Source organism: Streptomyces niveiscabiei (assembly GCF_001419795.1).
GTDB classification, from domain to species: Bacteria; Actinomycetota; Actinomycetes; order Streptomycetales; family Streptomycetaceae; genus Streptomyces; species Streptomyces niveiscabiei.
The window spans coordinates 1-26,820 of sequence record NZ_LIRL01000193.1 but is presented as its reverse complement, the minus strand read 5'-3'; the positions used below and the strand labels follow the sequence as shown (position 1 = coordinate 26,820).

Annotated in this window: 21 protein-coding genes; 5 read left to right on the top strand and 16 right to left on the bottom strand. The window is 69.7% G+C overall.

Features of this window, described 5'->3' with window-relative positions; translation table 11 throughout:
- Positions 1-78: 78 nt before the first annotated feature.
- On the top strand, positions 79-1,533 hold the full coding sequence (locus tag AOK24_RS10910) for an MFS transporter (RefSeq protein ID WP_055719863.1): 1,455 nt from the start codon (positions 79-81) through the stop codon (positions 1,531-1,533).
- 34 nt (positions 1,534-1,567) lie between these two features.
- On the opposite strand, the gene AOK24_RS10905 is transcribed toward AOK24_RS10910, so the two are convergent.
- Positions 1,568-2,161, bottom strand: a complete 594-nt coding sequence (locus tag AOK24_RS10905; RefSeq protein ID WP_055719862.1) for a TetR/AcrR family transcriptional regulator — start codon at positions 2,159-2,161, stop codon at positions 1,568-1,570.
- Positions 2,162-2,474: 313 nt separating this feature from the next.
- Positions 2,475-2,735, bottom strand: a complete 261-nt coding sequence (locus tag AOK24_RS49620) for a hypothetical protein (protein ID WP_055719861.1) — start codon at positions 2,733-2,735, stop codon at positions 2,475-2,477.
- A 443-nt stretch (positions 2,736-3,178) separates the two neighbouring features.
- On the opposite strand from AOK24_RS49620, the gene AOK24_RS10895 reads away from it, so the two are divergent.
- Positions 3,179-3,517 carry an NAD(P)-dependent oxidoreductase gene (locus AOK24_RS10895; RefSeq protein ID WP_240553803.1) on the top strand — a complete coding sequence of 113 codons (339 nt, stop codon included), beginning with the start codon at positions 3,179-3,181 and terminating at the stop codon, positions 3,515-3,517.
- Positions 3,518-4,363: 846 nt separating this feature from the next.
- Here the strand turns inward: AOK24_RS10895 and AOK24_RS10890 are convergent.
- The 4 genes from AOK24_RS10890 to AOK24_RS10870 all read right to left on the bottom strand — a co-directional run bounded on the left by AOK24_RS10890 (position 4,364) and on the right by AOK24_RS10870 (position 11,834).
- Positions 4,364-5,278, bottom strand: a complete 915-nt coding sequence (locus AOK24_RS10890; protein WP_055719860.1) for a ribosome-inactivating family protein — start codon at positions 5,276-5,278, stop codon at positions 4,364-4,366.
- Between the two features lie 338 nt (positions 5,279-5,616).
- Entirely contained in the window at positions 5,617-7,962 is a 2,346-nt protein-coding gene (locus AOK24_RS10885) for an ATP-binding protein (protein WP_063799422.1), read from the bottom strand.
- Positions 7,963-8,435: 473 nt separating this feature from the next.
- The gene (locus AOK24_RS10875; protein WP_055719858.1) at positions 8,436-10,949 is read right to left on the bottom strand and encodes an ABC transporter permease; all 2,514 of its coding nucleotides are present in this window, start codon (positions 10,947-10,949) and stop codon (positions 8,436-8,438) included.
- 114 nt (positions 10,950-11,063) lie between these two features.
- A complete protein-coding gene (locus AOK24_RS10870; RefSeq protein ID WP_055719857.1) occupies positions 11,064-11,834 on the bottom strand; it encodes an ABC transporter ATP-binding protein in 771 nt (256 codons plus the stop codon).
- 562 nt (positions 11,835-12,396) lie between these two features.
- Here AOK24_RS10870 and AOK24_RS10865 point away from each other — a divergent pair.
- Positions 12,397-13,920, top strand: coding sequence for an alpha/beta hydrolase (locus AOK24_RS10865; RefSeq protein ID WP_055719881.1), 1,524 nt, complete (start codon positions 12,397-12,399; stop codon positions 13,918-13,920).
- 330 nt (positions 13,921-14,250) lie between these two features.
- On the opposite strand, the gene AOK24_RS10860 is transcribed toward AOK24_RS10865, so the two are convergent.
- From AOK24_RS10860 to AOK24_RS10830, 7 genes are all read right to left on the bottom strand, one after another.
- Entirely contained in the window at positions 14,251-15,555 is a 1,305-nt protein-coding gene (locus AOK24_RS10860; RefSeq protein WP_055719856.1) for an alpha/beta hydrolase, read from the bottom strand.
- 147 nt (positions 15,556-15,702) lie between these two features.
- Entirely contained in the window at positions 15,703-16,584 is an 882-nt protein-coding gene (locus tag AOK24_RS10855) for a LuxR C-terminal-related transcriptional regulator (protein ID WP_055719855.1), read from the bottom strand.
- A gap of 253 nt (positions 16,585-16,837) precedes the next feature.
- Positions 16,838-18,562, bottom strand: coding sequence for a CocE/NonD family hydrolase (locus tag AOK24_RS10850; RefSeq protein ID WP_055719854.1), 1,725 nt, complete (start codon positions 18,560-18,562; stop codon positions 16,838-16,840).
- Positions 18,563-18,619: 57 nt separating this feature from the next.
- Positions 18,620-19,765 carry a serine hydrolase domain-containing protein gene (locus AOK24_RS10845; protein ID WP_055719853.1) on the bottom strand — a complete coding sequence of 382 codons (1,146 nt, stop codon included), beginning with the start codon at positions 19,763-19,765 and terminating at the stop codon, positions 18,620-18,622.
- Between the two features lie 120 nt (positions 19,766-19,885).
- Positions 19,886-20,959, bottom strand: a complete 1,074-nt coding sequence (locus AOK24_RS10840; RefSeq protein ID WP_240553798.1) for an alpha/beta hydrolase — start codon at positions 20,957-20,959, stop codon at positions 19,886-19,888.
- Between the two features lies 1 nt (position 20,960).
- The gene (locus AOK24_RS10835; protein ID WP_055719852.1) at positions 20,961-21,788 is read right to left on the bottom strand and encodes an alpha/beta fold hydrolase; all 828 of its coding nucleotides are present in this window, start codon (positions 21,786-21,788) and stop codon (positions 20,961-20,963) included.
- A 15-nt stretch (positions 21,789-21,803) separates the two neighbouring features.
- Positions 21,804-23,090, bottom strand: a complete 1,287-nt coding sequence (locus AOK24_RS10830) for an MFS transporter (RefSeq protein ID WP_055719851.1) — start codon at positions 23,088-23,090, stop codon at positions 21,804-21,806.
- A 272-nt stretch (positions 23,091-23,362) separates the two neighbouring features.
- On the opposite strand from AOK24_RS10830, the gene AOK24_RS10825 reads away from it, so the two are divergent.
- Positions 23,363-24,301 (top strand): LacI family DNA-binding transcriptional regulator, encoded by a 939-nt coding sequence (locus AOK24_RS10825; protein WP_240553797.1) that lies wholly within the window; start codon positions 23,363-23,365, stop codon positions 24,299-24,301.
- A 389-nt stretch (positions 24,302-24,690) separates the two neighbouring features.
- Here the strand turns inward: AOK24_RS10825 and AOK24_RS10820 are convergent, their stop codons facing one another.
- Complete coding sequence (locus AOK24_RS10820) at positions 24,691-25,113, bottom strand: DUF6299 family protein (protein ID WP_055719849.1); 423 nt, start codon at positions 25,111-25,113, stop codon at positions 24,691-24,693.
- Positions 25,114-25,425: 312 nt separating this feature from the next.
- Here AOK24_RS10820 and AOK24_RS49175 point away from each other — a divergent pair, with 312 nt between their 5' ends.
- Positions 25,426-25,599, top strand: a complete 174-nt coding sequence (locus AOK24_RS49175) for a DUF5999 family protein (RefSeq protein WP_165854406.1) — start codon at positions 25,426-25,428, stop codon at positions 25,597-25,599.
- A 13-nt stretch (positions 25,600-25,612) separates the two neighbouring features.
- On the opposite strand, the gene AOK24_RS10815 is transcribed toward AOK24_RS49175, so the two are convergent.
- Both AOK24_RS10815 and AOK24_RS10810 read right to left on the bottom strand, forming a co-directional pair.
- The gene (locus AOK24_RS10815) at positions 25,613-26,011 is read right to left on the bottom strand and encodes a RidA family protein (RefSeq protein ID WP_055719848.1); all 399 of its coding nucleotides are present in this window, start codon (positions 26,009-26,011) and stop codon (positions 25,613-25,615) included.
- Positions 26,008-26,820 (bottom strand): acyl-CoA dehydrogenase family protein (locus AOK24_RS10810; protein ID WP_167376823.1); only part of this gene is annotated, 813 nt, incomplete at its 5' end. The genes AOK24_RS10810 and AOK24_RS10815, both read right to left, overlap by 4 nt.

The window sequence follows — 26,820 nt, the reverse complement described above, 5'->3', positions numbered from 1 at the left end:
CGTCGGCCGACTGAACGGGTTCAACGCCCTACTGTTGCTCCGTCGACCGGAGCCCATCCATCGAGAGGGCACACCGCCGTGACATCCTCACTCGCCCCCGCCGCGCCTGCGGCCGAAGCCACCAGCCCCGTCCGCGGCGCGCGCTTCGCGCTCATCGCGCTCGCACTGCTGTGGCCCACCCAGCTGCTCTCCCTCGTCGGCATGCTGACGGGCAACGCGCAGGCGTCCGTGGCCATCCACTTCCAGACCACTCACATCGCCTGGTTCATCCTGTCCACGGCACTGGTCTCCACTCTGCTGACGCCGTTCGTGATCAAGGCCGCCGACCTGTACGGCAAGCGCCAGGTGATGATCGCCATCACCCTGATCGGCCTGGTCGGCGACATCATCGCCGCCTCCGCGGGCAACTACGCCATGATGCTGATCGGCCGCAGCATCGCCGGCTTCTACGGGCCGATCGGCGCCCTCACCTACGCCACCATCCGCGAGGTCCTCCCGCCGAAGCAGGCCGGCACGGCCAGCAGCATTGTCGGCAGCGGCGTCGCCTTCGTCGCCATCGGCGGCCCGTTCCTGACCGGCTGGGTCCTGGACGACTACGGCTTCCGCGGGGTGCTGTGGTCCATCGTCGCGGCCACCGCCATCGGCCTGCTGCTGATCCTCTTCGCCGTGCCGAAGACCAACTACCGCGACCCCTCCGCCCGGATGGACTGGATCGGCGGCCTGCTGCTCGGCGGCGGACTGACCGCGCTCACCTACGGCATCGGCCAGGGGACCGACTGGGGCTGGACCTCCGCCGGCACGCTCGGCTGCGTCATCGGCGGCCTCGCCGCCATCGCCCTGTTCGTGGTCTCCCAGAAGCGCATCGCCCAGCCACTCGTCCACCTGGACATGCTGGGCCGTCGCAAGGTGTGGACCGTCATACTGGCCACCGCTCTCATCGGCGGCGCACTGTTCGGCACCGGCATCATCGCCTCGCTGCTGGTGCTCTACCCAGCGATCCCGACCATCTCGGACGGCCTGGGCATGACCGCCACTCACGCGGCGGTGATCGGCCTGCCGGCGAGCATCCTGATCCTCGCGGTCGGCTTCGGCACAGGGGTGCTGCTGCGGAAGGTCGACGCGCGCCTCCCGCTGATCCTCGGCGGCCTGATCTCCACCGTCGGCTACCTGGCTCAGGCGGCCTACCACTACACCAACGCCGAGCTCATCTGGTGGGGCAACCTCTTCGCGATCGGCTTCGGCATGATCGTCGCGGTGATCCCGATCCTGATCATGCGGGCGGTCTCAGCGGAGGAGCAGGCCATTGCCAGCGGCATTCAATGGATGTCGATCGGAGTCGTCACCACGCTGGTCACCACGCTCACGTACGTGATCCTGGCCCAGGATGGCAAGGTGCTCGAAGGCACCCAGTTCTACCTGGACCAGGGCTACAAGAACGCCTTCTACTTCGCCGCGGGCACGGTGTTCCTCGGCACGCTTGCGGGCCTGCTGATCCCGCGCCTCAAGCCCGACGCGGACGTGGAGGCTGCCTGAGCGCGAACGGGTGCGTGATGTCCGGCGCCGGACATCACGCACCCGGCGGCCGGCACAGGCGGTTGAAGGCGTCGATCGCGGCCACCATGTCGACGCCCTGGTCCAGCAGCCACTGCTGCTGCAGGCCGTCGGAGACGGAGATGAGAAGCTGCGCCAGCTGCTCTGCCGGGATGTCGGTGCGTACGCTCCCGTCGGCCTGGCCCTGGCGCAGCCCGTCCTCGACGGTCTCGCGCAGACGGGCGTAACGCTCGGCGAAGAAGCCGTGCGCAGGATGCTCCGGATCGGTCGCATCGGCCGACAGGTTCACGAACAGGCTGACCAGGCCCGGCGAACGGGTGTTGTGCTCCGCGGTTCGGGCCATCGCCTCACCCGGGCTGATCTCCGGGCTCGCGTGCTCCGCCGCGTCCGCGGTGTCGCGCTCGGCGAGGACCGCTGTCAGCAACTCCTCGCGGGAGTCGAAGTAGTGCAGCACCCCGGCCTGCGACATGCCGACCCGGTCTGCGATCTCCCGCAGCGACGACCCCCGGTCCCCATGCTCGGCGAACACCTCCAGTGCGGCGCGCATGATCTGCGCCCGGCGCTCAAGTCCCTTGCGGTACGGCCCTCTCGGCCTGCGTGCGGTGGTCACGGTCGGACCGTACCGCGCCTGGGGCCCTGCATGAAAACCGAATGGCGTTAGCCGTTTACTTTCGGCCCTCGACTTCGAGGGCTCGCACCTGTCAACGTCGCCGCTGGTGGAGGTGTTCTCACAGTCGGCAGGCGTCGTCGCCGACGGCGAGGAATCTGGTCCCGGGCCGGGTGGGGTTCTTACCCAGGCGGACCGGACGGCCGTAGCGGCTCCCCTACACCGACGCCCAGGCGGCGAAGCGCCTCAGCGTCCCCGTCGCAGCATTCCGGTGGGCAAGGCACACCGGCCTCGTCTCGGTTCCGGGCGCCTCCTCCTACCAGTGGTCGCGGGCCGTCGTGGAAGCGATGGACGCGGACGCGATCCGGGCCTCGCTCCCCCGCGAGCCGATCTCCGGCCGCAGCGGCTGCGGACCGGATCGCCCAAGCCTGGGCACACCGAACGTGCCCGACGAACCGCTGGTCGTGAGCGCCTTCGCGGTACGCCGGCTCATCGCCTGCGGTCTGCTGACCGACCTGACGGCGAACCCGGAAGCCGTGCTGATCGACCCCGACCAGGTGACGCAGATCTGCGGCATCGAGGACCTCGCGCAGCGGCTCACCGCCGAAGCGCCGCTCGGGCCGGGCCAGGCCGCCGCCCGGCTGGGCGTGAGGAGGGTCGACTTCGACTACATGCGCGACCTGTTGTGGGTACGGCCGGCGGAACGGCGTGAGGTACGTTTCGGCACGTCGCGGGCCGGGTCAGTGATGGTCTCGCTGCTCACCACAACGTCCTTCGACACGCTGCCCGGCACGCACCCCGAGATCGACTGGGAGCAGCTGCGCAACGTCGGAAAAGGCCGGCGCCCGAGAGTGTGTGTGCGGTGGCGGGCGATGTCACCGACACCGAGACAGTCGCCTCCCTGGCCGAAGGGGCCGACGCGCTGGTACTGGCCGTCGGGGCCCCGACGCGCGCCTGTACACCGAAGCTGTTGCCACCGCCGCCGCTGTCCGCGTCCTCGGCCCCAAGGGGCCGCGTATCGTGCACATGGGCGGCGGGGCCGGCCTTCTGAACCAGGACTGCGTGCGCTTCTTCGGCGCACCCGGATTCCCGGTGGAGTACAAGCCTTACGCGATCGGCCAGATCCAGGCCCTTGACGCCTACCATGCGCTCGATGACGACGTCACCTGGACGTACCTCTCCCCGCCGCCGGTGCACTTCGCGCCCGGCGAGCGCACCGGCCACTACCGCACCGGCCTCGACCAACCAGTTGTAGGTGACGACGGCCAGGCCCGCATCTCCTACGAGGACTACGCCACCGCTCTCCTTGGCGAGATCGCCCCCCAGCACCTCAACCGGCGCGTCACCGTCGGCTACTGAGTACTGACACTGTCGGGCTGCTCACGCAAGCCGGGGTCGGTGAGGCGGAGCACTTTCGTGAGTGCGGTCGGGCTGGATCCCGGCCTGATGATTCTCGTGTTTCGCGGTGTCGCCGCCGATCTCTCCCCACAGGCATCTCCGCCGCCATCGCACCATCACAGCGGTCGGGCCGGTGGACCGGTGAGGGGGACAGCGACCGTCGCCACGGAGGTCTGCGACTACGAGCGCTACACCAGGCACGGCGTCTGGGAGGGAGCCCGGCACCAACGGCCGCGCCTTCCCTTTCTGACGGCGCGAGAAGGGGAAGGACGACCGGCCGGCCGTGACCGCCCGCCCGGCGGGGCACCGCCCTTGAAGTCGGAACGCCACCGCACAGGACGGAAGGGACTGGCCACGGCTACGTGCCAGTGCCGGGCCGTAGACAGGACTCATGAGACGCAGCAGAGAAGGGAGACACGACAAGCAGCTGCTGCGCCGCCGGCATTACGGCGCCGACCACCACCCGGGCCCGCGGCCGACCGGGACTACGCCGAACTGGTTGTCGGGCCGCTGGACGGCTGCCCGACAACACGGGCTGGACGCAGGACAAAGTCGACACCCGCGTCGCGTTCTGCACCGCATGAGGTTGTTCGGTGCCGGCGGCCGGACGAACTACGACTCGCGCCCAGGCAATCCAGACCCCTTCCATCACTGGCGACACTCACCGGCCAGTTCACCGGAGAGCGCGGGCCCCTGCTCTGCGAGGGAGAGCAGATCGCGGGGTCACTGATTCAAGTGCCCGCTGCTGTGTCAGGCGAGAGGGTGGATTGACGCGGCGGCCCTGTGATGCCTGGGTGGGGGGATACGTTATGAGGTCAGTAGTGCGATGGCCAGCTGAGCATCGAGGGCTGACAGCGTAGTGATGTAGCCGCTGCCCAAGTGGACGTGGGGGCTGGTGTGGTTTTGGGTCGCACTCCGTGCGGCGGTGGATAGAGTTCCCCAGTTGTTCTCGAAGTCCAGGCCCGTTACCTCGATCATGCTGGGGGCCGAATTCGCCCCGTTGCTCGAGATCGACGATGACTGGCCGGCATAGAAGCTGTTTGCGCCAGTCCTGATCGATTGGGAAATGCGGTAGGAGAAGAAGTCGAAGCGAGCACCCTCCGCAAATGCCTGAACGAGGATCATCAGTGCTCGTGCTGCGTTTGAGTTGCTGATGTTCGGGTTGGTGATGTCGCTGATCGAGCCTTGGATGCTTCCCATATTGATGGCCAGGCTTCCCCTGCCGATGCCGGCTGCGCTCTCCATGTTGGAGTAGTTGAGCCAGTTCAGATTCGTCACCTGTGAATTGTTGAAGTTGGCTGGTCCTGCCCCGAGACGGTAGTACCTGTTTTCGGCGTCGTTCCGGAAGCCGACGACGTACAGGTTCCTCGCGTTGAACACCAGGGTGACCGACCGGCTGGCACCCATACGCAGAGTGACGGGGAAGTAGTCGTCTTGGTTCTGGGTCAGAGTGATGCCGCCGTAGAGGGGGGTAGCCTCGAGCCTGCCGCGGATCCAGCTGATGATGCTGTCGTACCTGGCGCCGAAGGTTGCGCGGTCGGTGGGCGTCATATCGTAGCTCTGGCCCTTGGTTGGTGTGTCCTGAGCGACGAGTCCGATCTGGGTGGGTGTTTCTTGGTGGGCCGTGGCCAGTCCGCTCATTGTGGTGACAGCGAGGGCGCCGGCGAGCGTGGCCGGAAGGACTGCAGAACCGAAAGCCCTGCGAATGACAGAAATGCTCACGATTTTCCTTTTCTGGGAGTTACGTATGGGTGCAGCTGCCGGGCGGGGTCTGGGCGAACGCGGGGCTGGTGCCAGGCGATCACGCCGCCCAGCAGGGCCAGCAGAACTTTCGCGACCGTCAGGACCCTGCGGCGGCCCCGGAGCCGGGACTTGTTGGTGCGGCGCTCCGCATCAGGTGCGGGTTCCGGGGCGAGGATAAGACGGGGCATGGATCGCTTTGGCTCGTCTCGACATCCTCGAGGCGACCTGCCTCGGGGAGCGGCGTCATTGTGGCGCCGTGTCAAAAGTTTGGGCGAGGGAAGCCCGCCGGGTCGTGAGTAGTTCTACGCAACCTCTACCTAATGTGCGGCCCACCAGGCGGCGACCTGGGCGCGGGAGGAGAAGCCGAGCTTGGTCCGGATCCGGTCGACGTGGTTGTCGACGGTGCGCGGCGACAGGACCAGTTCGGCGGCGATCCTGCGGTTGGTCATGCCCTGGGCGATCAGTGCGGCGACCTGCTCCTCCCGCGCGGTCAGCGGGCTCGCGGCAGCCGACAGGGCGGTGGGTGCCGACCCGGTGGGCGTGGGCGTGTCGAGGGCGTAGGCGATGGCCTGGCCGGGGCCGTCGACCGCCGTGCCCTCGGTAAGTGCCCGCTCGTACCCTGCTTGGCCCAGGGCTTGGCGAACCTGGGAGTGACAGTGGGCGTGGTGTTCCTCGTCCTGCGGGTCCCCCGCGTTGACCGGGGTGCCGGCGTCCTCGCGCAGCGACCGGGCCGCGCCCAGCAGCCGGGCCGCCCGCTGGTGCTGTCCTGCCGAGGCGGTGATCCAGGCAAGCTGCTCAACCATCTTCGCCACGGCGGCGGTGTCACTGAACCCCTGCAGGCTCTCCAAGGCGGCCACGGTCAGTTTCGCGGCCTGGTCCTGATCGCCCAGCCCCCAGGCACGGCGGCCCAGCACCGTCAGCAGGTGCGCGCGGGCCCACCGCTCCCCGTGCGCCTCGGCGGCCTCCAGCGCCTGCGCGCTGGTCCGCTGCGCGCACGGGTCGCCGCCAAGGGTCTGCACGATGCCGAGCGCGCACCCCCAGGTGACCTCTCCGAACCGGTCGCCGAACGCGATGTAGTGGGCCACGGTCTGCTCTATGCACGAGGCTGCTTCTTCCAGTCGGCCCCGGTACATATGGCTCACACCGCGATGGCCTTGCGCATGGGCCCGCAGCGCCGGATTACCGAGCCACCCGGCCAGTTCCTCGGCTCCCTCCAGAAACCGGTCCGCCGTCGCCAGGTCGCACTGTGTTTGTGTGATGTAGGCGGCCTCCACCAAGGCGCGGGCGCGTTCCCTGGTGGGCTCCGCGGGCCCTGCCAGGGCCCGCTCCAGTTGCCGCCGCCCCTCGCTCAGGAGCCCCCCGGCGATCCAGTAGTAGACAAGCGCGCTGGCCAGCCTCAGCCTGACCTGCCCGGGTGCGGGCACGTTCCCCCCGCGCCCGGCCGCGTCAGGCTCGGGCCGGTGGTCGTCGTCCGTACACGGCTGCCCTTCCGCGCCTTCTTCCGGGTGTTCCAGGGCCGCCAGCAGATTGCCGTGATCAGCCCGCAACCGGTCCAGGATCTCCACCTGAGCGGGGCCGAACCAGTCCTGGTGGAGACGCTCGGCCAGCGCAAGATAGAAGTCACGGTGCCGCCGCATCGCCCGCTCAACCTCCCCGGAATCGGTCAGCCGCTCCCGCCCGTAGTGGCGGATGCTCTCCAGCAGCCGGTAGCGGGGCAAGCGCTCGCTCCCGGCATGCTCGACCAGAGACTGGGCCACCAGCCGGTCCAGCGCGTCCAGCACCTCACCGACGATGAAACCCTCGCCCGCGCACACGCCCTCGGCCGCCTCCAGAGTGAAGCCACCGGCGAACACCGAGAGCCGACTCCACAGCAGTCGCTCCTTCGGGCCGCACAGCTCCCAGCTCCAGTCGAGCGCCGCCCGCAGCGTCCGCTGGTGCGGCCGCGCGCCACGAGAACCAGACGTCAGCAGCCCGAACCGCTCCTCCAACCTTTCCACCGCCTGCTCCACCGACAACGTGCGCAGCCGGGAGGCGGCCAGCTCGATCGCCAGCGGCAACCCGTCCAGATCGGCGCACAACCGGTCCACTGCCGACCGGTTCACCTCCGTCAACCGGAAACCCGGCCGCACCGCGGCCGTCCGCTGCACCAGCAGCTCGACCGCCTCCACCCGAGCAAGCGGTGCTACCGCAAAGACATGCTCACCGGTCAGTCCCAGCGTCTCCCGGCTCGTGGCCAGGATCCGCATCTCCGGAGCGGCAGACAACAGACATTGCGCCAGCTGGGCACCCGCCTCCACCAGGTGCTCGCAGTTGTCCAGCACCACCAGCATCCGACGCCCCGCCACGTGCGCCGTCAGCAGCTCCAGCACCGGCCGCATGCCCTGATCCGCCACCCCCAGCGCCGCCGCAGCCACCTCGGCCACCGCGGCCGGCTCCCGCGCCTGCGCCAGGTCCACCAGCCACACTCCACCGGAAAACGCCCGAGCCGACGCTGCGGCCACCTCCAACGCCAACCGCGTCTTGCCCACCCCGCCTGCGCCGGTCAAGGTCACCAACCGCGCCACACCCAGAAGACGGCGCACCTCAGCCGTCTCCTGCTGTCGTCCCACGAAACTGGTGATGGCAGCGGGCAAGCCACCCGACGCACGAATCGCGCTGGTCACGTCCGGTCCATTCCGTACTCATTCGGCACCAAGCCCCGTATACCTGGCTCTTCGCAGGCAGTATCGGGGTCCTCGGTGTTCCAGCGGTGTTGGCTCGCGCTGGACAAGCGGTAGTCGACGTCCACTACCGCGTCCCCCTGGGGGCCGGCCGGCTCGTGCAGGGGGTGCGGCTTGGGCTGCCCTGCATGAAGCCGCTGGCGTGGACGTGGACGATCAGGGGGGCCGAAGCGGCGGAAGCACTGTCGGGCAGGTACAGGTCCGCCTTCGTCTTCTCGCCGTCGAGCGCGGCGTAGGTGACCGTCTTGTCGGGGCTCCGCCCGAGCTCGGCAGTGAGAGTGTCGGCGCGAAAGGAACCTCTTGCCGGTGGTTCCGTGCACGATCGCCGTGGGCGCCGGCCGCTGAGCGCCTGTTCGCTCCGTGACCGTGCGGCCGCAGGCGCGGTGTGTCTGCGGCCTCACGGCACCCTGCTCCGGCTACTCGGTCTTGATGGCGGTGAGCGGGTTCAGCCGGGCCGCGCTGCGGGCAGGCCACAGGGCGGCCAGTAGACCTACCAGCGCCGCCAGCAGCAGGAACAGGGCGAACCGGCCCCATGGCAGCACCAGCGCGTAGCCGGGGATGTCCGCCTTCGTGATCTCGCAGACGGCCCAGCCCAGAAAGGAACCGAGGCCGACACCGATCACGGCGCCGAAGAGGGAGATGACAACGGCCTCCAGCTGGATCATCCGGGTCACGGCCGGCCGGTCGAGCCCGACGGCTCGCAGCATGCCGACCTCCCGCTGCCGTTCGAAGACCGACATCGCGAGGGTGTTCACCACTCCCAGGATCGCGATGACCAGGGCGATAGCGAGCAGTGCGTACAGGACGTTCAGCACGGTGGCGAAGGTTCCGCCGAGCTCGGTGCGGATGGCCTGCCGGTCGTCGATCTTGGTCCCCGGGCGCCCGGGGAGGGCGTCGGCGAGTGCCCTCTCGTTCGTGGTGCCGTCCGTGGTGACGTAGATCTTCGAGAAGGACGTCGCGGTGGCGTTCGCTTCGATCACGTCTGCGGAGACGACGACCGGCATGACGACCTCGTTGTACGCGAAGACGGCCCCGACGGTCAGCCTGCGGCCCTTGCCGGAGTCCCCGTACTCCGCTGGCAGGCTGTCCCCGACCTTCCAGCCGTGCGACCGCGCGAGGTTCTCCTCGACGGCGACCTGCCCCTTCGCGAGCGTGTCCTGCGAGCCGGAGACCACCGGGAGGTGAAGGGCCTTGTCGAAGTCCGCCGGGATGACGGCGGTGACGTCCTGCTGGCTGCCGTCGAGTCGCATCCACCCTTGCTGCTCCTGTGACACCGCCCTCACACCGGGGACCTTGCGCAGGGCGGCGACCGCCGAGGCGTCCAGGCGCACGCCGCCTGCCGTGACCATGTAGTCGGCCTTGACGATGTCCGTGGTCATCTTGTCCATGGACTCACCGAGGGTGACGCCGAGCACGGTCAGGGCGCTGACCAGGGTGAGTCCGATGGCCAGCGCGGAGGCGGTGGCGCCGGTACGGCGCGGGCTGCGTACCGCGTTCCGGCCCGCGAGCGTGCCGGAAACGCCGAAGCCGCGCCGCAGCAGCGGCTGTACGACCGCGATCACCGGCCGGGACAGCAGGGGGATCAGCACGAGCAGACCCGTCACCGCGAGGAAGGCCCCGAACCCGACGATCCCCCCACCACTGGAGCTGCCGGCCCCTGTACCCGCGACGACGGCCGCCGCGCCGAGCAGCGTGAGGATGCCGCCGAGCACGTTCCGCAGGACCAGGGATTTCGTGGTGGCGGGCAGGTGTGCGCTGCCGATGGCCGCGACGGGCGGGATCTTCGCGGCGCGCCTGGCGGGCAGCCAGGCGGCCACCATGGTGACCAGGACACCGACGACGGCCGCGACCAGGACGGTCGTCGACGTGACGATCAACGGGCCGTCCGGTGTCCCGCCGTCGAACTCGACCGTGGCACTCGCTACGGCGGCCAGAACGGCGCCGAGACCGAGCCCGGCGGCCGCGCCGACGGTGCCGACCATCATCGCCTCGATCAGCACGGACCGGGTGACCTGCCCGCGGGAGGCGCCGACCGCGCGTAGCAGAGCGAGTTCCCTGGTGCGCTGGGCGGCCAGCATGGTGAAGGTGTTGCCGATCAGGAAGACACTGACGAAGAGCGCGACGCCGACGAAGGGGAACAGGATCCCGTTGAGGGTCATCGCGTCTCCCGCCACCAACTGGGCATCTGCTGCGGCGAGTTGCCGACCGGTCTCGGCCTTCACGGAGTGAGGGAGCACCTTGCTGACGGCGGCGACGAGTTCGGTGTTCGAGACGCCGGAGGCAGCGGTGACGGTGACCTTCTCGAAGAACCCCGGCTGGAGGAGGAGCCGCTGCGCGGACGGTGTGTCGAACAGCACCAGGCTGCCGCCTGCGGCCACGTCCTCGTTCTCGGTCGTGAAGATGCCGGACAGTTGGTACGCCTTCGCCGGACCCGTGAGAGCGACGGGCACGGTGTCGCCGACGTGGTAGCCCCCCTTGTCGGCGGTGTCCTTGTCGAGCGCGATCCGCCCGGGCCCGGTGGGCCCGCTGCCGTCGGTGAACACGTAGAGCGGGTCCTTGCCGTCCTTGCCCGGCGCGAAGTTGGCGGCCGAGTTGAACAGGCCGTCGGCGATGAGCCCGCCGTCCCTGTCGGCGACGTAGGCGCTCCCGTCGACGCGTCCGGCGGCGTCGGCGACGCTGTCGAGTCGGGCGACCTCGTCGAGCGTCTTCCGGCTGATGCCGGGAGAATCGCCGGAGTATTCGGTGTTCTCCGCGACCTGGACATCCACGTGGGCGTAGCTCTTGGCCGTCTGGCTTTCGGAGGCGTTCTTGTAGGTGTCCGTGAAGATCAGGGTGCCGGAGACGAACGCGACGCCGAGCATGACGGCGAGCACGGTCATCAGCAGTCTGGCCTTGTGCGCGAGGACGTTGCGCAGGGCTGTGCGGAACATGACGGTGTGGTCCTGGTGGGTGAGGGCGGCAGCAGGGTGGGCCGGCCGGCGTCGGTCCGCGACAGCGACGGTCGCGGGGCGGTGGCGACTTGGGGGTGTGTCGGCTGGTTTCGCTCAGCTCGTACGGAACTTGGTGTCGAAGGTCTTCATGAGGTCGAGGACCCCGTCCGCGGTGGGGTCGTACATCTCGTCGACGATCTGTCCGTCGGCGAGGAAGACGACCCGGTCCGCGTAGGAGGCGGCGACCGGATCATGGGTGACCATGACGACGGTCTGGCCCAACTCCCGTACTGAGTCACGCAGGAACGCGAGAACCTCGGCACCCGCACGCGAGTCCAGGTTCCCGGTCGGCTCGTCGCCGAAGACGATCTCGGGCTTGGAGGCGAGGGCCCGGGCGACGGCGACCCGCTGCTGCTGACCGCCGGAGAGCTGGGCGGGGCGGTGGCTGAGCCTGCCTGACAGACCGACCATCTGGATGACGGTGTCCAGCCACTCCTGGTCCGGCGTCCGGCCCGCGATGTCGATGGGCAGCGTGATGTTCTCCAGCGCGGTGAGGGTCGGCAGCAGGTTGAACGCCTGGAAGATGAAGCCGATCCTGTCCCTGCGGAGCTTGGTGAGCTGCCTGTCCGTCAGGGACCCCAACTCGATGTCACCGACGCGGACCGAGCCGGAGGAGAAGGAGTCCAGCCCGGCCACGCAGTGCATCAGCGTGGACTTGCCCGAGCCGGAGGGCCCCATGATCGCGGTGAACTGGGACTGTCCGAAGCCGACACTGACCTGGTCGAGCGCCACCACCTTGGTGTCACCCTCTCCGTAGACCTTGGAGAGCTTGGTGGCGCGGGCGGCCACGGCGGGAGTGCGGGAGACGGACGGCAGGATGGTCACGAGGTCTTGCTCCGATCGAAGGCACGGACAGCGCCGGGCGCAGGTCCAGATCCGTGCCCGGCCGGCAACTCCTTCATCGTCGGATTCGCAGCGGCCCCTGCGGATCAGCCGAATGACCGACTCCCTGGGGCTGATGCCCGAGCCCGGCCTTGTCAGCCTGAGGTATGGCGTCGCGTCCACTTTGAGGCTGACGGCCTGGAGAAAGCGCCTGGGAGACGAGGCTGCCGTGGACTCTGCCCCCTCATGACAGCGCGCCGCATCTCATACCGACAAGGCCCGCTCCATCGCCGTCTCGGCAGGTGCACGACCCAGACAGGACGAGGTCCAGTCCCGCATGATCAGCACCATCACCGCACACAGGTGAGACGTGCTGTGGTCGCGGGAGCGGCCGACTCGTCGTGGACCCGAGCGGTCGAGGACAAGACCCCATGGCCGACAACCGGCGATGACGGCCCGTATGTGCTCCAGCTGTCATTCGGCCGAGGGCCCGCCGGCGATCGCCTTCGTCTTCTGGCCGTTCGGCCGAGGCGGGCCGGTCGGCTGGGCCAGCAGAGTCCTTGTCATGCCTACCGCACGCATGGCCGCCCTCGTCGCGGCCGGACTGACCGTCAGCCTGTGCATTCCCACCGCCCGGGCGACAGCCGCCGGAGCCGACCGCTCCCCCGCCCCCGCCCTCGACCGTTACTACGACCAGCGCCCCGCCTGGCACCGCTGCGGCATCAAGGGCGAGTACCCCGCCGACCTACGGTGCGCAACCCTCAAAGTACCTCTCGACTACACACGGCCCTCCGGACCCACACTGCGCATGGAGATCTCCCGGCTCCGCACGAGCGTGCCCGGCAAACGGCGCGGTGTGCTGCTGTCCAACCCGGGAGGGCCGGGGGCCGGAGGGCTGGGGAATCCCTCGGCGTACAAGGAGATCATGCCCAAGAGCGTCCTGGACCGGTACGACCTCATCGGCTTCGATCCGCGAGGTACGGGTGCCAGCAGCCCCCTGAACTGCGGCCTCACCACGAACGAGACGGACTGGCCGCGCGTGTACCGGCCGGCGTCCTTCCGCCAAACCACCGATTTCGCCCGCGGCTTCGCCGCGAAGTGCGTCGCCCGGGACCGCACCCGGCTGCCGCATCTCACCACCCGTAACACCGCACGGGACATGGACGTCATCCGCGCCGTCCTGGGCGAGAAGCGGATCTCGTACATGGGCGTGTCCTACGGCACCTACCTCGGCGCCGTCTTCACCCAGATGTTCCCGGCCCGCAGCGACCGCGTCGTCCTCGACAGTTCGGTGGACCCGAACCGCTTCGGCCGGGGCGTGTACCAGGCCATGGCCGAGGGCGTCGAGCCCGCGTTCCGGGACTGGACCCGTCTGGTCGCCCGCCGGGACAGCACCTACCACCTCGGTGGCACTCCCGCGAAGGTTCGCGCCGCGTTCTTCCGGCTGCTCGCCCGCGCCGACCGCACGCCACTCAAGTACAACGGCAGCGACCCCGACTTCGAGGACCGCGCCGTCACCGGTGCCGACATCCGCGAGTCGCTGCGGCCGATGTTCTTCTACGACCCCTACCAGGCCGCGCGCGATGTCGTCGGCCTCCGCAAGGCGCCGGCCACCCGCCCGGATCCGCGGCCCTCCGACGAACCCGCGGACCCCTTCGACGCAAACTTCCAGGCACTCCACTGGGCGGTCGTCTGCGCCGACAACTCCGCCTCATGGCCGAGCGACCCGTCGCGCTACCGGCACGACGCCCTCCGCGACGGCGCTCGCCTCCCCCTCTACGGGGACTTCACCTCCAACATCACACCCTGCGCCTTCTGGCCGCGCGGCGCCGAACCGGCCACCCGGGTCAACAACACGGTGGGCTCGCTCATCCTGCAGAACCAGTGGGACTCCCAGACACCCGCGGCGAGCGGGCGGGCCATGCACCGCGCCCTGCGCGGCTCGCGCCTCGTCCAGGTCCAGGGCGGACGGGATCACGGCGTGTACGGCATCCCCAGCACTCCCGCCTGCGCCACCAACACGGTCAACACCTACCTGGTCACAGGCCGCCTGCCCAGCGGCGACATCACCTGCCATGCCCAGCCGTGAAGAACATGCACGGGGCCCACGCCAGTTGGAGGCAGGGGCCGGCACACTGCGCATCGCCCCGAACGACGCTCTGAGCCCGGCCGTACGCGCGACCGGCCACCAGCACCAGGCCGTGGACGGGCACCGATCGCCGGGGGACACCGGGGCCTGTCCCCGGGTAGCGGTCCACGACAAGGTGCACCTTGCGGTCGAAGTGGTGACGAGTCGGTCCAGGAAGCGGCCCATCACGTCGACGAGGGGCACTCCCCTCGACTGCTCGACGACTTGACGTACGGCGCCGGCTGCGGACCAGGTGGGGTGTCGGGCCGTCGGCCATCCCACCTCCCGCAGTCAGCCGCGGAGGTGGTCCCGCAGCCAGGGCAGAGCCAGGGCACGGGTGGTCTGCATGCCTATGGTGGCGACGGAGCCGCCGTAGCCGTGTTCCATGAAGGGCAACTGGACGTACCGGTGGGTGATGCCCGCAGCGGTGAGCTTGTCCGCGAACGCTTTCGAGTGCCCTGCGAAGACGAGGTGGTCGGCGCCACCGTGGAGGATCAGCGTGGGCGGGGCGCTCCCGGTGATGTGGGTCGCGGAGTCAGTGGCGCGGTAGCGGTCTGGATGCTGGGCGGGGGTACCGCCTATGTGCCACTGGCCGACCTGGTGCCCCAGCGCACTGTCGGACTCACCGGCCGTGACGTCGACAGCGGGAAACGAGGCGATGACGGCTTTCACGCGGGGCAGTTCGGCGGCGGTGCCGCACGAGGGCTTCATGGTGCCCGCATCGATCTTGTAGGCGACGTTGATGGCCAGGTTGCCGCCGGCCGAGCCGCCGAAGGTGGCGACCCGGTCCAGGTCCCAGTGGTATTCGTCGGCGTGAGCGGTGGCCCAGGTCATGGCGCAGGCGACGTCGGCGTCCTGGGTGTTCCAGCGGTGTTCGGTCGCGGTGGACAGGCGGTAGTCGACGTCCAGTACCACGTACCCGCGGTCGGCCAGCCAGCTCGTGTAGGGGGTGCGGCCTCGGCTGCCCTGTACGAAGCCGCCGCCGTGGATGCTGACGACCAGAGGGGCGGCCGAAGCAGCGGAAGCGTGGTCGGGCAGGTACAGGTCCGCCTTCATCTTCTCGCCGTCGAGCGTGGCGTAGGTGACGGTCTTGTCGGGGCCCCGCCCGAGCTCAGCGGTGAGAGTGGTCGGCGCGAAGGGGAACCACCTGCCGGTGGCTCCGTGTACGGCAAGGATCTGGACCGTGGTGGTGAGCAGGGCCAGCGCCAAGCCCACGCCGCCCACAACCACGAAGGTACGGGCCGTACGCCTGCGTGCGCCACTTCTGCGCAGGGCGTACACGGCTGTGGTCAGGGCGAGGGCCGCGAGGACGATGTTCCAGACGCCGACCGTGTCGCGCACGCCGCCTATGACAAGCACAACCGCCTGCAGCCACGTGACATGCAGCACCGGGGAGATCCAACCAACGGGCATCACAGCCAGCAACTGGTTCACAAGGGCCAACAGGCCGAGGAGAACGGTCACCGCCAGCAGGACGATGCGCACGAGGCGTGGGCCAGTGCCCGCCCCACCGTCCGACGGGTCGGGCGCCGGGGCGGATACGTCGGGGGACGCGGCGGGCATGTCGGGGCCTGGTTCTTCGAGGTCGTTGCGCATGGCCGGCGGGTCCCGTCAGAAGTGGGGAAAGGGGGAAATGGCGCGCACCATCGGATTGTCAGTATGGATGGGTCGTGACGAGACCTCGTCTCGGCGAGACGTAAGCCCCCCGTTCGGGGGGTGCGGACGCCCTGTGCTGCCATGTCCTCAACGCAGACAACCCTGCGCACGTGCCGCGGCCACGAGAGCGACACGGTTGCGCGCGCCGAGCTTGCGCATACTGGAAGTGAGACTCGACTTCACGGTCTCGGCGCTGATACCCAACGCGGCAGCGACCTCCCGGTTCGTCGCACCCGTGGCGACCTTGGCCAGGATCTCCCGTTCGCGCTCCGTGAGGGCTCCTCGGGTCACCTCTGCCGCCTCGGGGAGTTCTGCCGTCCGACCGGCCAGACGGCGCACGAGAGCCTCGATCTGCCGTCGCTGAGAGCCGTCGGCCATCTCTGCCGCAATGTGCACGAGTTCGGAGCAGACGTCGACGAGCATCCGGCGCTCGGCCGCGCTCATCCCCGTGCTCGCGGCAGAGGTGCTGCCCCCGGCCGCCACCCGCAGGTGTTCCCATCGGCGATCCAATTCCAGATCCTCGGCGAGCTCCCGTTCCAGGGCGCGCACCAGGACCGTGACATCGCCGAAGACACGGTCGCCGAAGACGTACTCGTGGCGCCTTGCTCCGTAGACCACGCCACGGAGACCGCCGGGGACCGGAACCCGGATCGGGACGGCGAACGCGGCACGGATCTGCTCTCGGCGCACGACCGGGTCGTACTCGTGGCTGATGCCGCCCGCCCGGCAGTAGTCCGGCACCTGCATCGGCCGCTTCAGGGCCATCGCTTTGCCGCCCAGTCCCGTACCGATGGCGACGCGGAGGTTGCGCAAACCCTCTGTGGTGACGCCGACCAGCTGATCTATGACGAAGTGGTCTGAATCGGCCGCGGTCAGAGACCCCATGACCGCGTCCACGCCTGTGATGCGCCGCATGTCGTGCAGGAGGGTGGTGAACCGTGCTGATCGAGCCGCTGTCAGGACAGTCATGTGATGCGCCCAGTATCGAGGAGTGAGGAGGCAATCAATGGATCTTGACTGCGAGTTGGGGTCCGTTCGGTCTGTCGAGTGCGAAGCCGGTGTTGGCGAAGAGTCCGCTGAGAATGCTGTCCCGGTACTACAGCGCCATGTGTGGCCTGCGGAGCAGGCGCTCCAAGTCGCCGAGTGCACGGGCTGCCAGGCTGGCCGGGCTTAGCTTGATGTGCATGACTCGGCATGCGGTTGATGGTGTGCGGGGTGGCGTCTACGACACCGTCGAATCGGTGAGGCCGGGCCGGACGGGTCTGTTGGGGGCGGGCGTGGGAAGGAACACGCGGGAGACCGCGCCGGTGTCGTGGTGGATGGTGTGTGTACACGGCCGCAACTCGTGCCCGGTGCCGGGCGCTGCACCAGTGCCCTCGTTGCGTGCGTAACGCGGGTGGGAACCGCCGGCTGTCAGCAACCGTATCCGGTGCCCGGGCCTGACCTCGTGTGCGCAGGCGTCGAGCCGCACACGCACGTACTGCACCTGGTCGATGGGCGAGGTGGAATCGAGGCGCAGGAGTCCTTCGGCGAAGTTGCGGGCGATGCCTTTCGGGTCGACGTCGCAGAGCCGTACGAAGACGTCGGCGTGCGGGTTGCTCCTGGTGTGCGCCAGTTCGACGACGGGTGTACCGATGATCTCCAGCGGTGCGGTCAGCGGGGGCGTGGTGAAGGTGAGCACATCGAGGCGGTCCTGCAGGTCGGCGTTGTCCTTGACGCCACTGTCGAGGGTGAGCAGAGGGCCACCGAGGGTCGGTGTGGGGTTCGCCGGGTCGTAGACGAACGTGGACGGCGCGCCGCCACTCGGCTCATCGGCCAGGAGCTTCCCGTCCGGCTGCAGGTAGCGCACGGTTTCGGCGGCCGCAGGCGGCCATTCCTCAAGCCGTCGCCATGCGCCCTGGCCCGTGACGTACACCTCTACTGGCAAGTTGGGCCGTGGGGGTGCCGGTGTCTCGTCGTCGGCGAGGTGTGTCCGGAGCCATTCGAGATTACTGCGGAGCAGGCGTCCCATACCCTTCTGGCTCAGTTCCTGGTGGGTCCAGGGTCCGACGGTGAGCGAGACGTCGACTCCACGGGTACGCAGCGTCCGGTACTGGTGGAGGGTCTGGTCGAGGAAGAGGTCCTGCCAGCCGGCGGTGAGCCGCACCGGTACGTTCGCCCGCTGAAGGGCGTCGTCAAGTTTGAGGCCGTCCCACAGGGGATCGTCGGGGTCGGGTGTCGTCAGCCACTCGCGGAACCACGGGGTGCGGTGCTCTGTCGCCGCGTCGGCGGCATCGGCCAACGGAAGAGAGCCGAAGACCGGGGCCAGGCGCCGGTTCATCGTCAGCACACGGGCCACACCGCGTAGCCCGGTGAATCGTTCCTGGCCGGCCATCATCGCCGCCCAGGACAGGAAGTCGCCGAGCTGGAACGCTCCGGCGCCGTACACCGTCTCGTGCATGTTGTGGGGGGCGACGGCGATCAGGCAGGTGCGCAGCTCGGGGGGCGGGTCCATCAGCAGCGCCCACTGGGTCCACCCCACATACGACCCCCCGGCGGTGGCGAGCCGCCCGTCGAACCACGGCCGGGTCCGCAGCCAGGCCACCGCGTCCTGGGCGTCGTCGGCCTCGTTCGCCATCGGGTAGAAGTCTCCCGTGGAGCCGAACGTGCCGCGGCAGCTTTGCAGTACGACGTGAAATCCGTGGCCCGCGTAGACCCTGGCCTCCAGGTCGTGCGGCAAGCCGCGCCCGTACGGTGTGCGCAGCAGGACGGTGCCCTTCGGCCGGTCGGTGACGGGGGCGTAGTGGTCCGTGACCAGAACGGCGCCATCGCGCGCGGGTGTTGGCAGGTTCCGCTCGACCCGGTAGCCGTATCGCGGGCCCGGCAGCCGCATCAGGCGGGTCAGGATCCGGTCCGTCGTGCGAGCGGTCAGGCTCGGGGGCGCCGGCGGGGGGAGCGTGGTGGGCATGGCCTGCTTTCCGGTTCTTTCATGGGCGGGGTCGGGACCTGAGGTGCCGGGGTCGGTTCACAGGCAGGCGCGCAGCGCGCGGCAGAGGGCGTCGGATCGGTCGTCGGGAAGGCCCCCGGGCTGTGCGGTCTGGTAGGCGAAGGCGATCTCCGATTCCAGGTGTGCGAAAGCGAGGCCGCCGCCGAAGCCGTCGTGGCCGAAGCTGCCCGGGCCGGCCATCGGCCGGTGCGCTGAGCTGATCATGAAGCCGGTGCCCCAGCGGTTGCCCTCGTCGGGCCCCACGAACGGCCGGCCCTCGCAGCGCGGCACGCGGGCATCACGGACGGTGTCCGGGCCCAGCAGCCTGACTCCGTCGACCTCTCCCACCGTGGCCGCGTACAGCCGTGCCAGGCTGCGGGCACTGGTCACGAGATTGCCCGCAGCGATCTCGACCGACAGCCACACCTCCCCATTGGCGGTCTGGATGAGGTCGGCGGTGTCGAAGACGCCCCCCAGACTCATCGAGCGTTCGATCAACGGTGAGGCGAGAGCGTTGGCCATCAACGCGGCGGCTTCGGGGTCGGTGTGGGGCAGCGGGTCTGCCAGGGGGTGGAAATCGGCGGCCGTGGGGTCGGCGCCGTACGTCATCGTCAGGTTCAGGGGAGCCTCGACGTGCTCGCGCAGCCACTGGCCGGGGCGCAGCCCCGTGGTCCGGCGCAGCACCTCGCCGACCAGCCAGCCGAACGTGAGCGTGTGGTAGGCGTAGGCGGTTCCCGGAGGCCAGGTCGGTGCCTGCCGGGCCAGCGCGTCCGCCACAGACTTCCAGGCGCGCAGGTTCTCCACCGTCACATCCGCCTCGGGCGCCACCAGGCCGGTCTGGTGCGAGAGGAGTTGCCGTACCGTCGTCGTCTCCTTGCCTTTCTCGGCGAACTCCGGCCAGTACTTCGCCACCGGGGCGTCGAGTTCGATCAGTCCGCGCTCGGCGGCCATCAGCAGGCAAAGGGTGGTGACACCCTTGCTCACCGAGAACACGACGGTGCGAGTGTCGGGTGTCCAAGTGCCCCGGGCGGTCCGTCCGGCCCAGATGTCGACGACCGGGGCTCCCTGGGCGTACACCACGCAGGAGGCGGCTGTGTCGCCGCGCCGACGGAAGTTGTCGGCGAAGGCGTCCGCGATCGGTTCGAAGCCGCTGTCCACGCGGCCTTGCACCTGTACTGCTGTCATGTCACGCACTTCCTCGTGTGGTGTTGTCGGCGTCGCATCCGGGATCAGGTCGTGCACGGGCCTGGGCTCAGCGGTCAGTCAGCGGCACTGCTCTGCGTGCGCCTCGCCTTCTCACATCGGCTACCTGCGGTTGAGTGCGCTCATCGCCTGGGGCAGGAAGCGGCGCAGATCGTCGTAGATGTAGAACCGCGTGCCATGAGCACCGTTGCCGTAGAACCAGGTGGTGACGGGCACCTGGTTCCGGTCGAGTGCGGCGACGAGGTTCTCGGCGCTCTGGCGCACCAGGATCTCCATGGGTGCTCCTGCGATGGCGCTCACGGGGTCGTCGTAGCGGCCGGGCAGCCCGTTGCCGCTGGCGACGAACAGGGACACTCCGCGCAGCTCGGCAGCCAGGTCGACCGGATTGTGCGCCTTCCAGTTCTCGGCCTGCAGCGTTCGGTCGCCGAAGATGCACGGGTCCCAGGCCAGGGTGATCAGCGCAGGACCGATCGGGTACAGCGTGTCGAGGTCCACGGCGCCCGAGAAGGAGCCGGCGGCGGCGAAGACTCCCGGGTTGCGGGCGGGGTACGCCATCGCGCCGAAGCCGCCCATCGAGGTACCGGTGATCGCGCGCCGGCCTGTGGTGCGGAAGGTCTTGTCCAGCCACGGGAGCAGCTCGCGGATGTGGAAGGTCTCCCACGCCGGGGGCGGGAACGGCACCGGTCCGTTGAAGAGATCGCGGCCGGTGACGGGAGTGCCGTACCAGTCGGCGTAGAAGCCGGCAGGGCCTCCGTCGGGCTCGACGAAGATCACATCGTTGTCGCCCAGCACCTGCTCCACCTCGCCGGCGGGGAAGGTGGTGGGCGAGTCGTTGGTGCCGTGCAGGTGCATCATGACCGGGTAGCGCTTGCCGGCCGAGCGGTCGTAGTCGGCGGGCAGGATGACGCGCACCCGGACAAGCCCGTCGGACCTGGCGTCGCCGACCGCCTTCGAACGGAACGCGTACATCCGTGTGCGGGCGTCGATACGCTCGACCGAGACCAGAGTCAGTCCGACCTCGGGCTCGGCGGTCCGGACTACGCAAAACGGGCTGTCAGCCGCCGAGGCCGGGCTCGGGGCTGCTACGCCGACGAACAGGACCAGTGCCGAAGCGAGCATCAGCACCATCCGCCGGGTCGTGGGCCGGGCCCGGCCCACATGTGCTCCCTCGGCCATGTCACGCGCTCCCTCGTGCGGTGTTGTCCCGGATCTGGGTGACGATCTGCGGCCAGAGCGCTCGGGGAAGCTCGTGGCCCATCCCGTGATGGATGGTCAGCGTCGAATCCGGGATCAGCTCGTGCATGGCCCGGGACGCGCCGGGATCGATCAGGCGGTCGCCGTCGCCGTGCATGATCGTGGTGGGTGCCGTGATGCGGTGCAGGTGGGGCGTGCGGTCGGGGGAGTTGTCGAGTGCCTCCACCTGGCGGACCACGCCGTCGGGGTCGTAGTTCCGCTGATACATCCGACCGCCGAGCTCGCGGAGCCAGGCCGTGTCCTGGGGGAATCCGGGTGAGGCGCAGGCCGCTTCGTTGTCGAGGTAGAGCGCGATCGCCTCGTCCTCGTCGCGGGCACGGGGGCGCTGGGTGCGCTCGTCGACCAGGTCGCGGCCGGCGATGAAGTCGGTGCTGGGCGCTGTGTAGATCAGGGCGAGGCTCAGCACCCGGGTGGGGTGGTCGAGGGCGAGCTGCTGGGCGACCATGCCGCCCATCGACTGGCCCACGATGTGCGCCGCGGGGATGTCGAGGGCGGTGAGGAGGCCCGCCGCATCGTTCGCCATGTCGGCCACGGTGTAGCCGCCCTGCGGGAACTTCTGCGAGAGGCCGACGTCCCGGTTGTCGAAGCGGACGACATGGAAGCCCGCGTCGGCGAGTTGGCGGCGCAGAGCGGCGTGCCAACCGAGCATGTGGGCCCCGAGGCCCTGGATCAGCAGCAGCGGGGGGTGGCCGGGATCGCCGAAGGTGTCGTAGCAGAGCGCCACCCGTGCGGGCGTGGTGATCATGATCATGGAAGCCTCCGTCGGCTAGCGGATCGAGCGGATGCACATGGCCAGCGCACCGGCGACCAGGGCGCACGCGCTGCCGACGATGAACAGTGAGCCGTAGCCGCCGAGGCTGATGAGCGCGCCGGCGATGGCCGGGGCGGCGAGTTGGGGCAGACCGGTGGCGACGTTGAGGATGGCGAAGTCGCGCCCTTCGCTCTCCTTGTCCGGCAGGACCAGCGACATGACGGCGAGGTCGACCGCGAAGTACGTGCCCAGGGCGGCACCAGAAACCGCGGAGTAGGCGAGCATCGCGCCCCAGCTGTGGCTGACGATCGGTATGAGCTGGGACAGTCCCAGCCCGACGGCGCTGATCGCGATGAACAGTTTGCGCCGGTCGAGCTTGTCGGCGAGCCAGCCGCAGAGCGTGGCGACGCCGATCCAGGTGCCGAACGACACCGTCGAGAGGGTGCTCACCGCGACGGCGACATTGCCGCCGGGGACGTTCTCGGCGCCGACGTAGTCCTGGACGGCGAAGAACAGGTAACCGGAGACCGTGAAGTAGGACAGGAACAGGCCGAACCGGCTGGCGAAGGCCAGCGCGAAGTCGCGGTGGCCGAACGCGCGGAAGAACGCCCGGACAGCCGCGGCCGCGTTGCCCCGGTCCTTCGGTCTTTCCGTGACCAGGTCGAGCGAAGACGGTTCGCGCGCACCGGCGACGAGGGCGAGCGTGGTGACGAGCAGCACCAGCCCGAGAGCCGTGTACGCCCAGACCTGGCTGACCCGGCTGGCCAGGTTGACGCCGAGGAGGATGCCCACGGGCGTGCCCAGGCCGATGACCGCGGAGGCGATGCCACGGCGGGTCACGGGCACGCGGTCGGGCAGGATCGCTGCGAGCGCCCCTCCGTAGAAGTTCATGGTGAACCACAAGACCGTGAGCAGGGTCGCGAGGACGACCAGCGATTCGCTCAGGCCCATGGCGATCGTCAGAGGCGCGGAGGCGCAGGCCATCACCATCAGCCAGGGGGCGCGTCGTCCGAACCGGGACCGCGTGCGGTCCGACAGCGCTCCTCCGGTGGGGAGGGCGATCATCGAGGCCACCGCGGCCAGCGTGGTCAGCAGCGCTAGGACGCCGACCTTGGAGTCGGGCGCGAGTCGCGCCACCTGTGCGGGGAGGAGGATCGCCCCGATGGCGTTGAACAGGGCGTACGTCGCGGTGGTGGCTGGGAACACGCAGGTGAGCAGACGGGAAAGGCGGACCGGGTCGGCGGGGGAGGCGACGCCCCGGCCGGGCGTCGTGTCGGTGCTGACGGGGATCGTGTCGTCCATGACAGATCTCTCTTCGTGTGATTCCGCCCGGTCGGCGCGCGTGGGGACGGTGTTCGACGGGGATGGGCGGCTCGGGCAGAGCGGGTGCGGGGCGTCCCCCTACAGGCCATTGCGGCTACCGAAACGGCGTCCCCATACGCTCTAATACGTATTAGGTCGCTGATCGCCGTACCGTAGCCTGTGCCGGAGGGTGTGGCAAGAGGTCGGGAGGGGCATTGCCGAGGGTCACCAGCAAGGACGTGGCGCGAGAGGCCGGGGTCTCACAGACCACCGTGAGCTTCGTGCTCAACGGGAGGGAGGAGCACGGTCTCTCTGCGGAGACCCGTCGCCGCGTGCTGGAGACGGCGGAGCGTCTCGGCTACGTACCGTCGGGAGCCGGCCGTGCACTGCGCAAGGGCCGCAGCAACGTCGTGCTCTGCGTGGTGCCGGATCTCCCCGTCGCCGAGGCTATGGAGCAGTTCAAGCTGGCCCTCGGCCGATCGCTGGGCGAGGCGGGCTACACCTGTGTGTACCTGCACCACGTCGGGACGACCACGCCGCTGGCCGAGCTCTGGCAGCACGTCCAGCCGGCGGTGGTCGTCGCGTTCGGTGGTCTGCCGGCCACCGATGCGCAGTCACTGCTTCGGGCTGAAATCCCTTTGCTGGAGGATGTATTCACGCCGGGCCGTGCCGGCCTGACCGGGCTGAGCCAGGAAAAGGTCGGACGCATGCAGATCGAGCACCTCGCGTCACGCGGGCACCGGCACATCGGTTACGCCGCGCTGGACGATCCCCGGGAGCGCCCCTTCTGCCCGCCCCGCCTGGAAGGGGCTACCCGGGCCTGCGTCGACCTGGGTCTGCCGTTGCCGCAGGTCGTCAGCATGCGCTATTCGCGGGCCAGTGCCCGGGAGGCCGTCACGCAGTGGACCCAGGGCGCCAACCCGGTCACAGCGGTCGCCGCCTTCAACGACCTGATCGCCCTCGCCGTCCTGGCGAGCTGCCGCACGCAGCACATCGACGTCCCGGACGACCTGGCCCTCATCGGCGTCGACGACCTCCCGGTCAGCTCACTTGCCGTCCCGGCCCTGACCACCATCCGGATGGACCTTACCGTGGCGGCCGGCAACCTCACCACAAGCGTCCTCTCACTGGCCGGCGCTCCGGCCCCGGCAGCGCCGAGTGCGCCCGGCGCGGACGATATCCTCGCCGTCGTCCAGCGCGAAACGACGTAGTCGGCTGATGGCCTGGTGGGTTCATTCGGTCACCAGCCAGCCCTACTCGCATGCCATGGTTAGAGCCGAAAAAGCGACTCCTGCCAATGGGAGTCCTCTGGGACTTTCCTGGGACTTCCGGCTCCATCACCGGGTACGACCGTGAAACAGCCGAAAGGTCATTTACACAGGTCAGCGACCCACAAGCACACAGCACCCCAGGTCAGCGGACCCAGTGGTCTCTTCCGGGACATCTGACCGACTCGCGGCGCTCCAGGTGAACACCCGTTCGCCTGGAGCCCGAGGCGTACGCCGGCAGCGAGGAGCGCACGCTCCCCCAACTGTCCTGGCCCGCGGCCGGGCTGAGCGGGGCCGCCGGCGTACCGGTCACCCCGCCGCCGGCGCGCCGGTCACCCCTGTGTGAGCGTCACCGCCCCGGTCTCGCGGGCGTGGAAGCGCGGCAGGGGCAGGCCGCCCTCGGGGGCGAGTTCCATCAGCGTCGCCTCGACTCTCGCGGTGCCGGGGGTGAGGGCGGAGGGGGCTGGTCTGCCGGTGTTCTCCCAGGTGTGCTCGGCGCCGTCGCACACCGCGGCGGTGCCGCCGATGCCGTGGCTGACGTCGCCGGAGTCCTGGTTCACGGAGCTGCTCACGAAGACGGGGCCCTCGCTGCCGAGGCAGCGGTACGTGCCGGTCAGGGTGACCGTGCCGTCGGCGGCGATACGGCCCACCGGGTCGACGGTCACGGTCTCGGCGGGGTCCGCCTGCGCGGTGGGGACGGCCAGCAGGAGCAGCGCGGCGCCGGCTGCCGTGCCGAGTGCGGAGCGCAAGGACATGGGGTACCTCCTGGTTCGGGATGTTCCCGACCAGCGATACCGGGGTGCGCGACCCGGTTCGGGGTGGAGGGCGGGGGCGCGGGGTGAGTCCATGCCATCGGTCGACGCGGATACGACCGTACGGCGGTGTCCGCGCGACCGCCCGTGACCGCGTCTCCACCGGCCGGTGACCGGCGTCGGGGAACCGTCCCGGAGTTGTCCTGGTGTTGTCACGCTCGCGGCGGAGCCGTTCCGATGAGTTCGCGGCGGGAGCATGGTCTGTATATGCGGGACGGCCCGCTCGGGCCGACCCCCCCGTCATGGAGGTGCGCCATGTGTTCCCACACCGTCTCCGGGACCGCCGAGGGTCCCGCACACGTCGTCGCCGCCCACCCGGAGCAGGGCTGGACCCTGCTGTGCGACGGCACGATCGTCTTCGACGACTCCGGCGAACTGCTCCCGGACGGCAGCGTCGTGGCACCGGCCAGGCGGCTGGTCGCGGCCTGAACCCACGACGGGTTCACTCCAGCACGGCGAACCCGTCCAGCTCGATCAGCGCCTCCTCGTCCCACAGCCGTACGATGCCGACGACCGCCATCGCCGGATAGTCCCGGCCCGCCAACTCCCGCCAGATCCGGCCCAGTCGAGGCGCGGCGGCGCGATACGCGGCGACGTCCGTGACGTACACCGTCACCCGCGCGAGGTCGGCCGCCGAGCCCCCCGCCGCCGTGAGCGCGCCCAGCAGGTTGCGCAGCGCCGTCTCGAACTGCTCGGCCAGCGTCACCCCGACGACCTTCCCGTCCCCGTCGAGCGCCGTCTGCCCGGCGAGGAGGACGAGGCGGGTGCCGGTGGCGACGACGGCGTGGGAGAAGCCGGAGGGGGGCGACAGTTCGGCGGGGTTCACGCGTTCGAGGCTCATGGGGTACGTCCTTCCCGGCCGCCGGTCCCGCTCACCCGGCCTCCTCCCCCGGCCCCTTCCGCCGCCCTCGCCTCGTCCCACTCCGCGTACAACTCCCGCGCCACGATGCCCCGTTGCACCTCGCTCGCCCCCTCGTAGATCCGGGGCGCCCGCACCTCCCGGTAGAGGTGCTCCAGCAGATGCCCCCGCCGCAACGCCCGCGCCCCGTGCAACTGCACCGCCCTGTCGACGACGTACTGCGCGGCCTCGGTCGCGAAGAGCTTGCCCATCGCCACGCGCCGGGGCACGTCCGCGCCGCCGGCGTCGTACGCGGAGGCCGCCGCGCGGACCATCGAGCGGGCCGCCTCGACCTGTACGGCCATCTCGGCGACCTGGTGGGACACGGCCTGGAGGTCCCTCAGCTTGCCGCCGAACGCGTCCCGTCGGGACGTCCAGTCGAGGGTGGCGTCCAGCGCGGCCTGCGCCATCCCGACGGCGAAGGCGCCGACGCTCGGCCGGAACCGGTTGAGCGTCCCCATCGCGACCCGGAACCCCCGGCCGGTCTCCCCGATGACGTCCTCGGGCCCGACGGGTACGCCGTCGAAGGTGAGCGTGCCGATGGGGTGCGGGGACAGCATGTCGAGGTGCTCACCGCCGAGCCCGGGCCGGTCGGCGGGCACGAGGAACGCGGTGATGCCCCGCGCGCCCGCGCCCCCGGTACGGGCGAACACCGTGGAGAAGTCGGCCTCGGGGGCGTTGGAGATCCAGCACTTCTCCCCCACGAGCCGCCAACCGCCACCGCCCTCAGGCACCGCCCTCAGCTCCAGCGC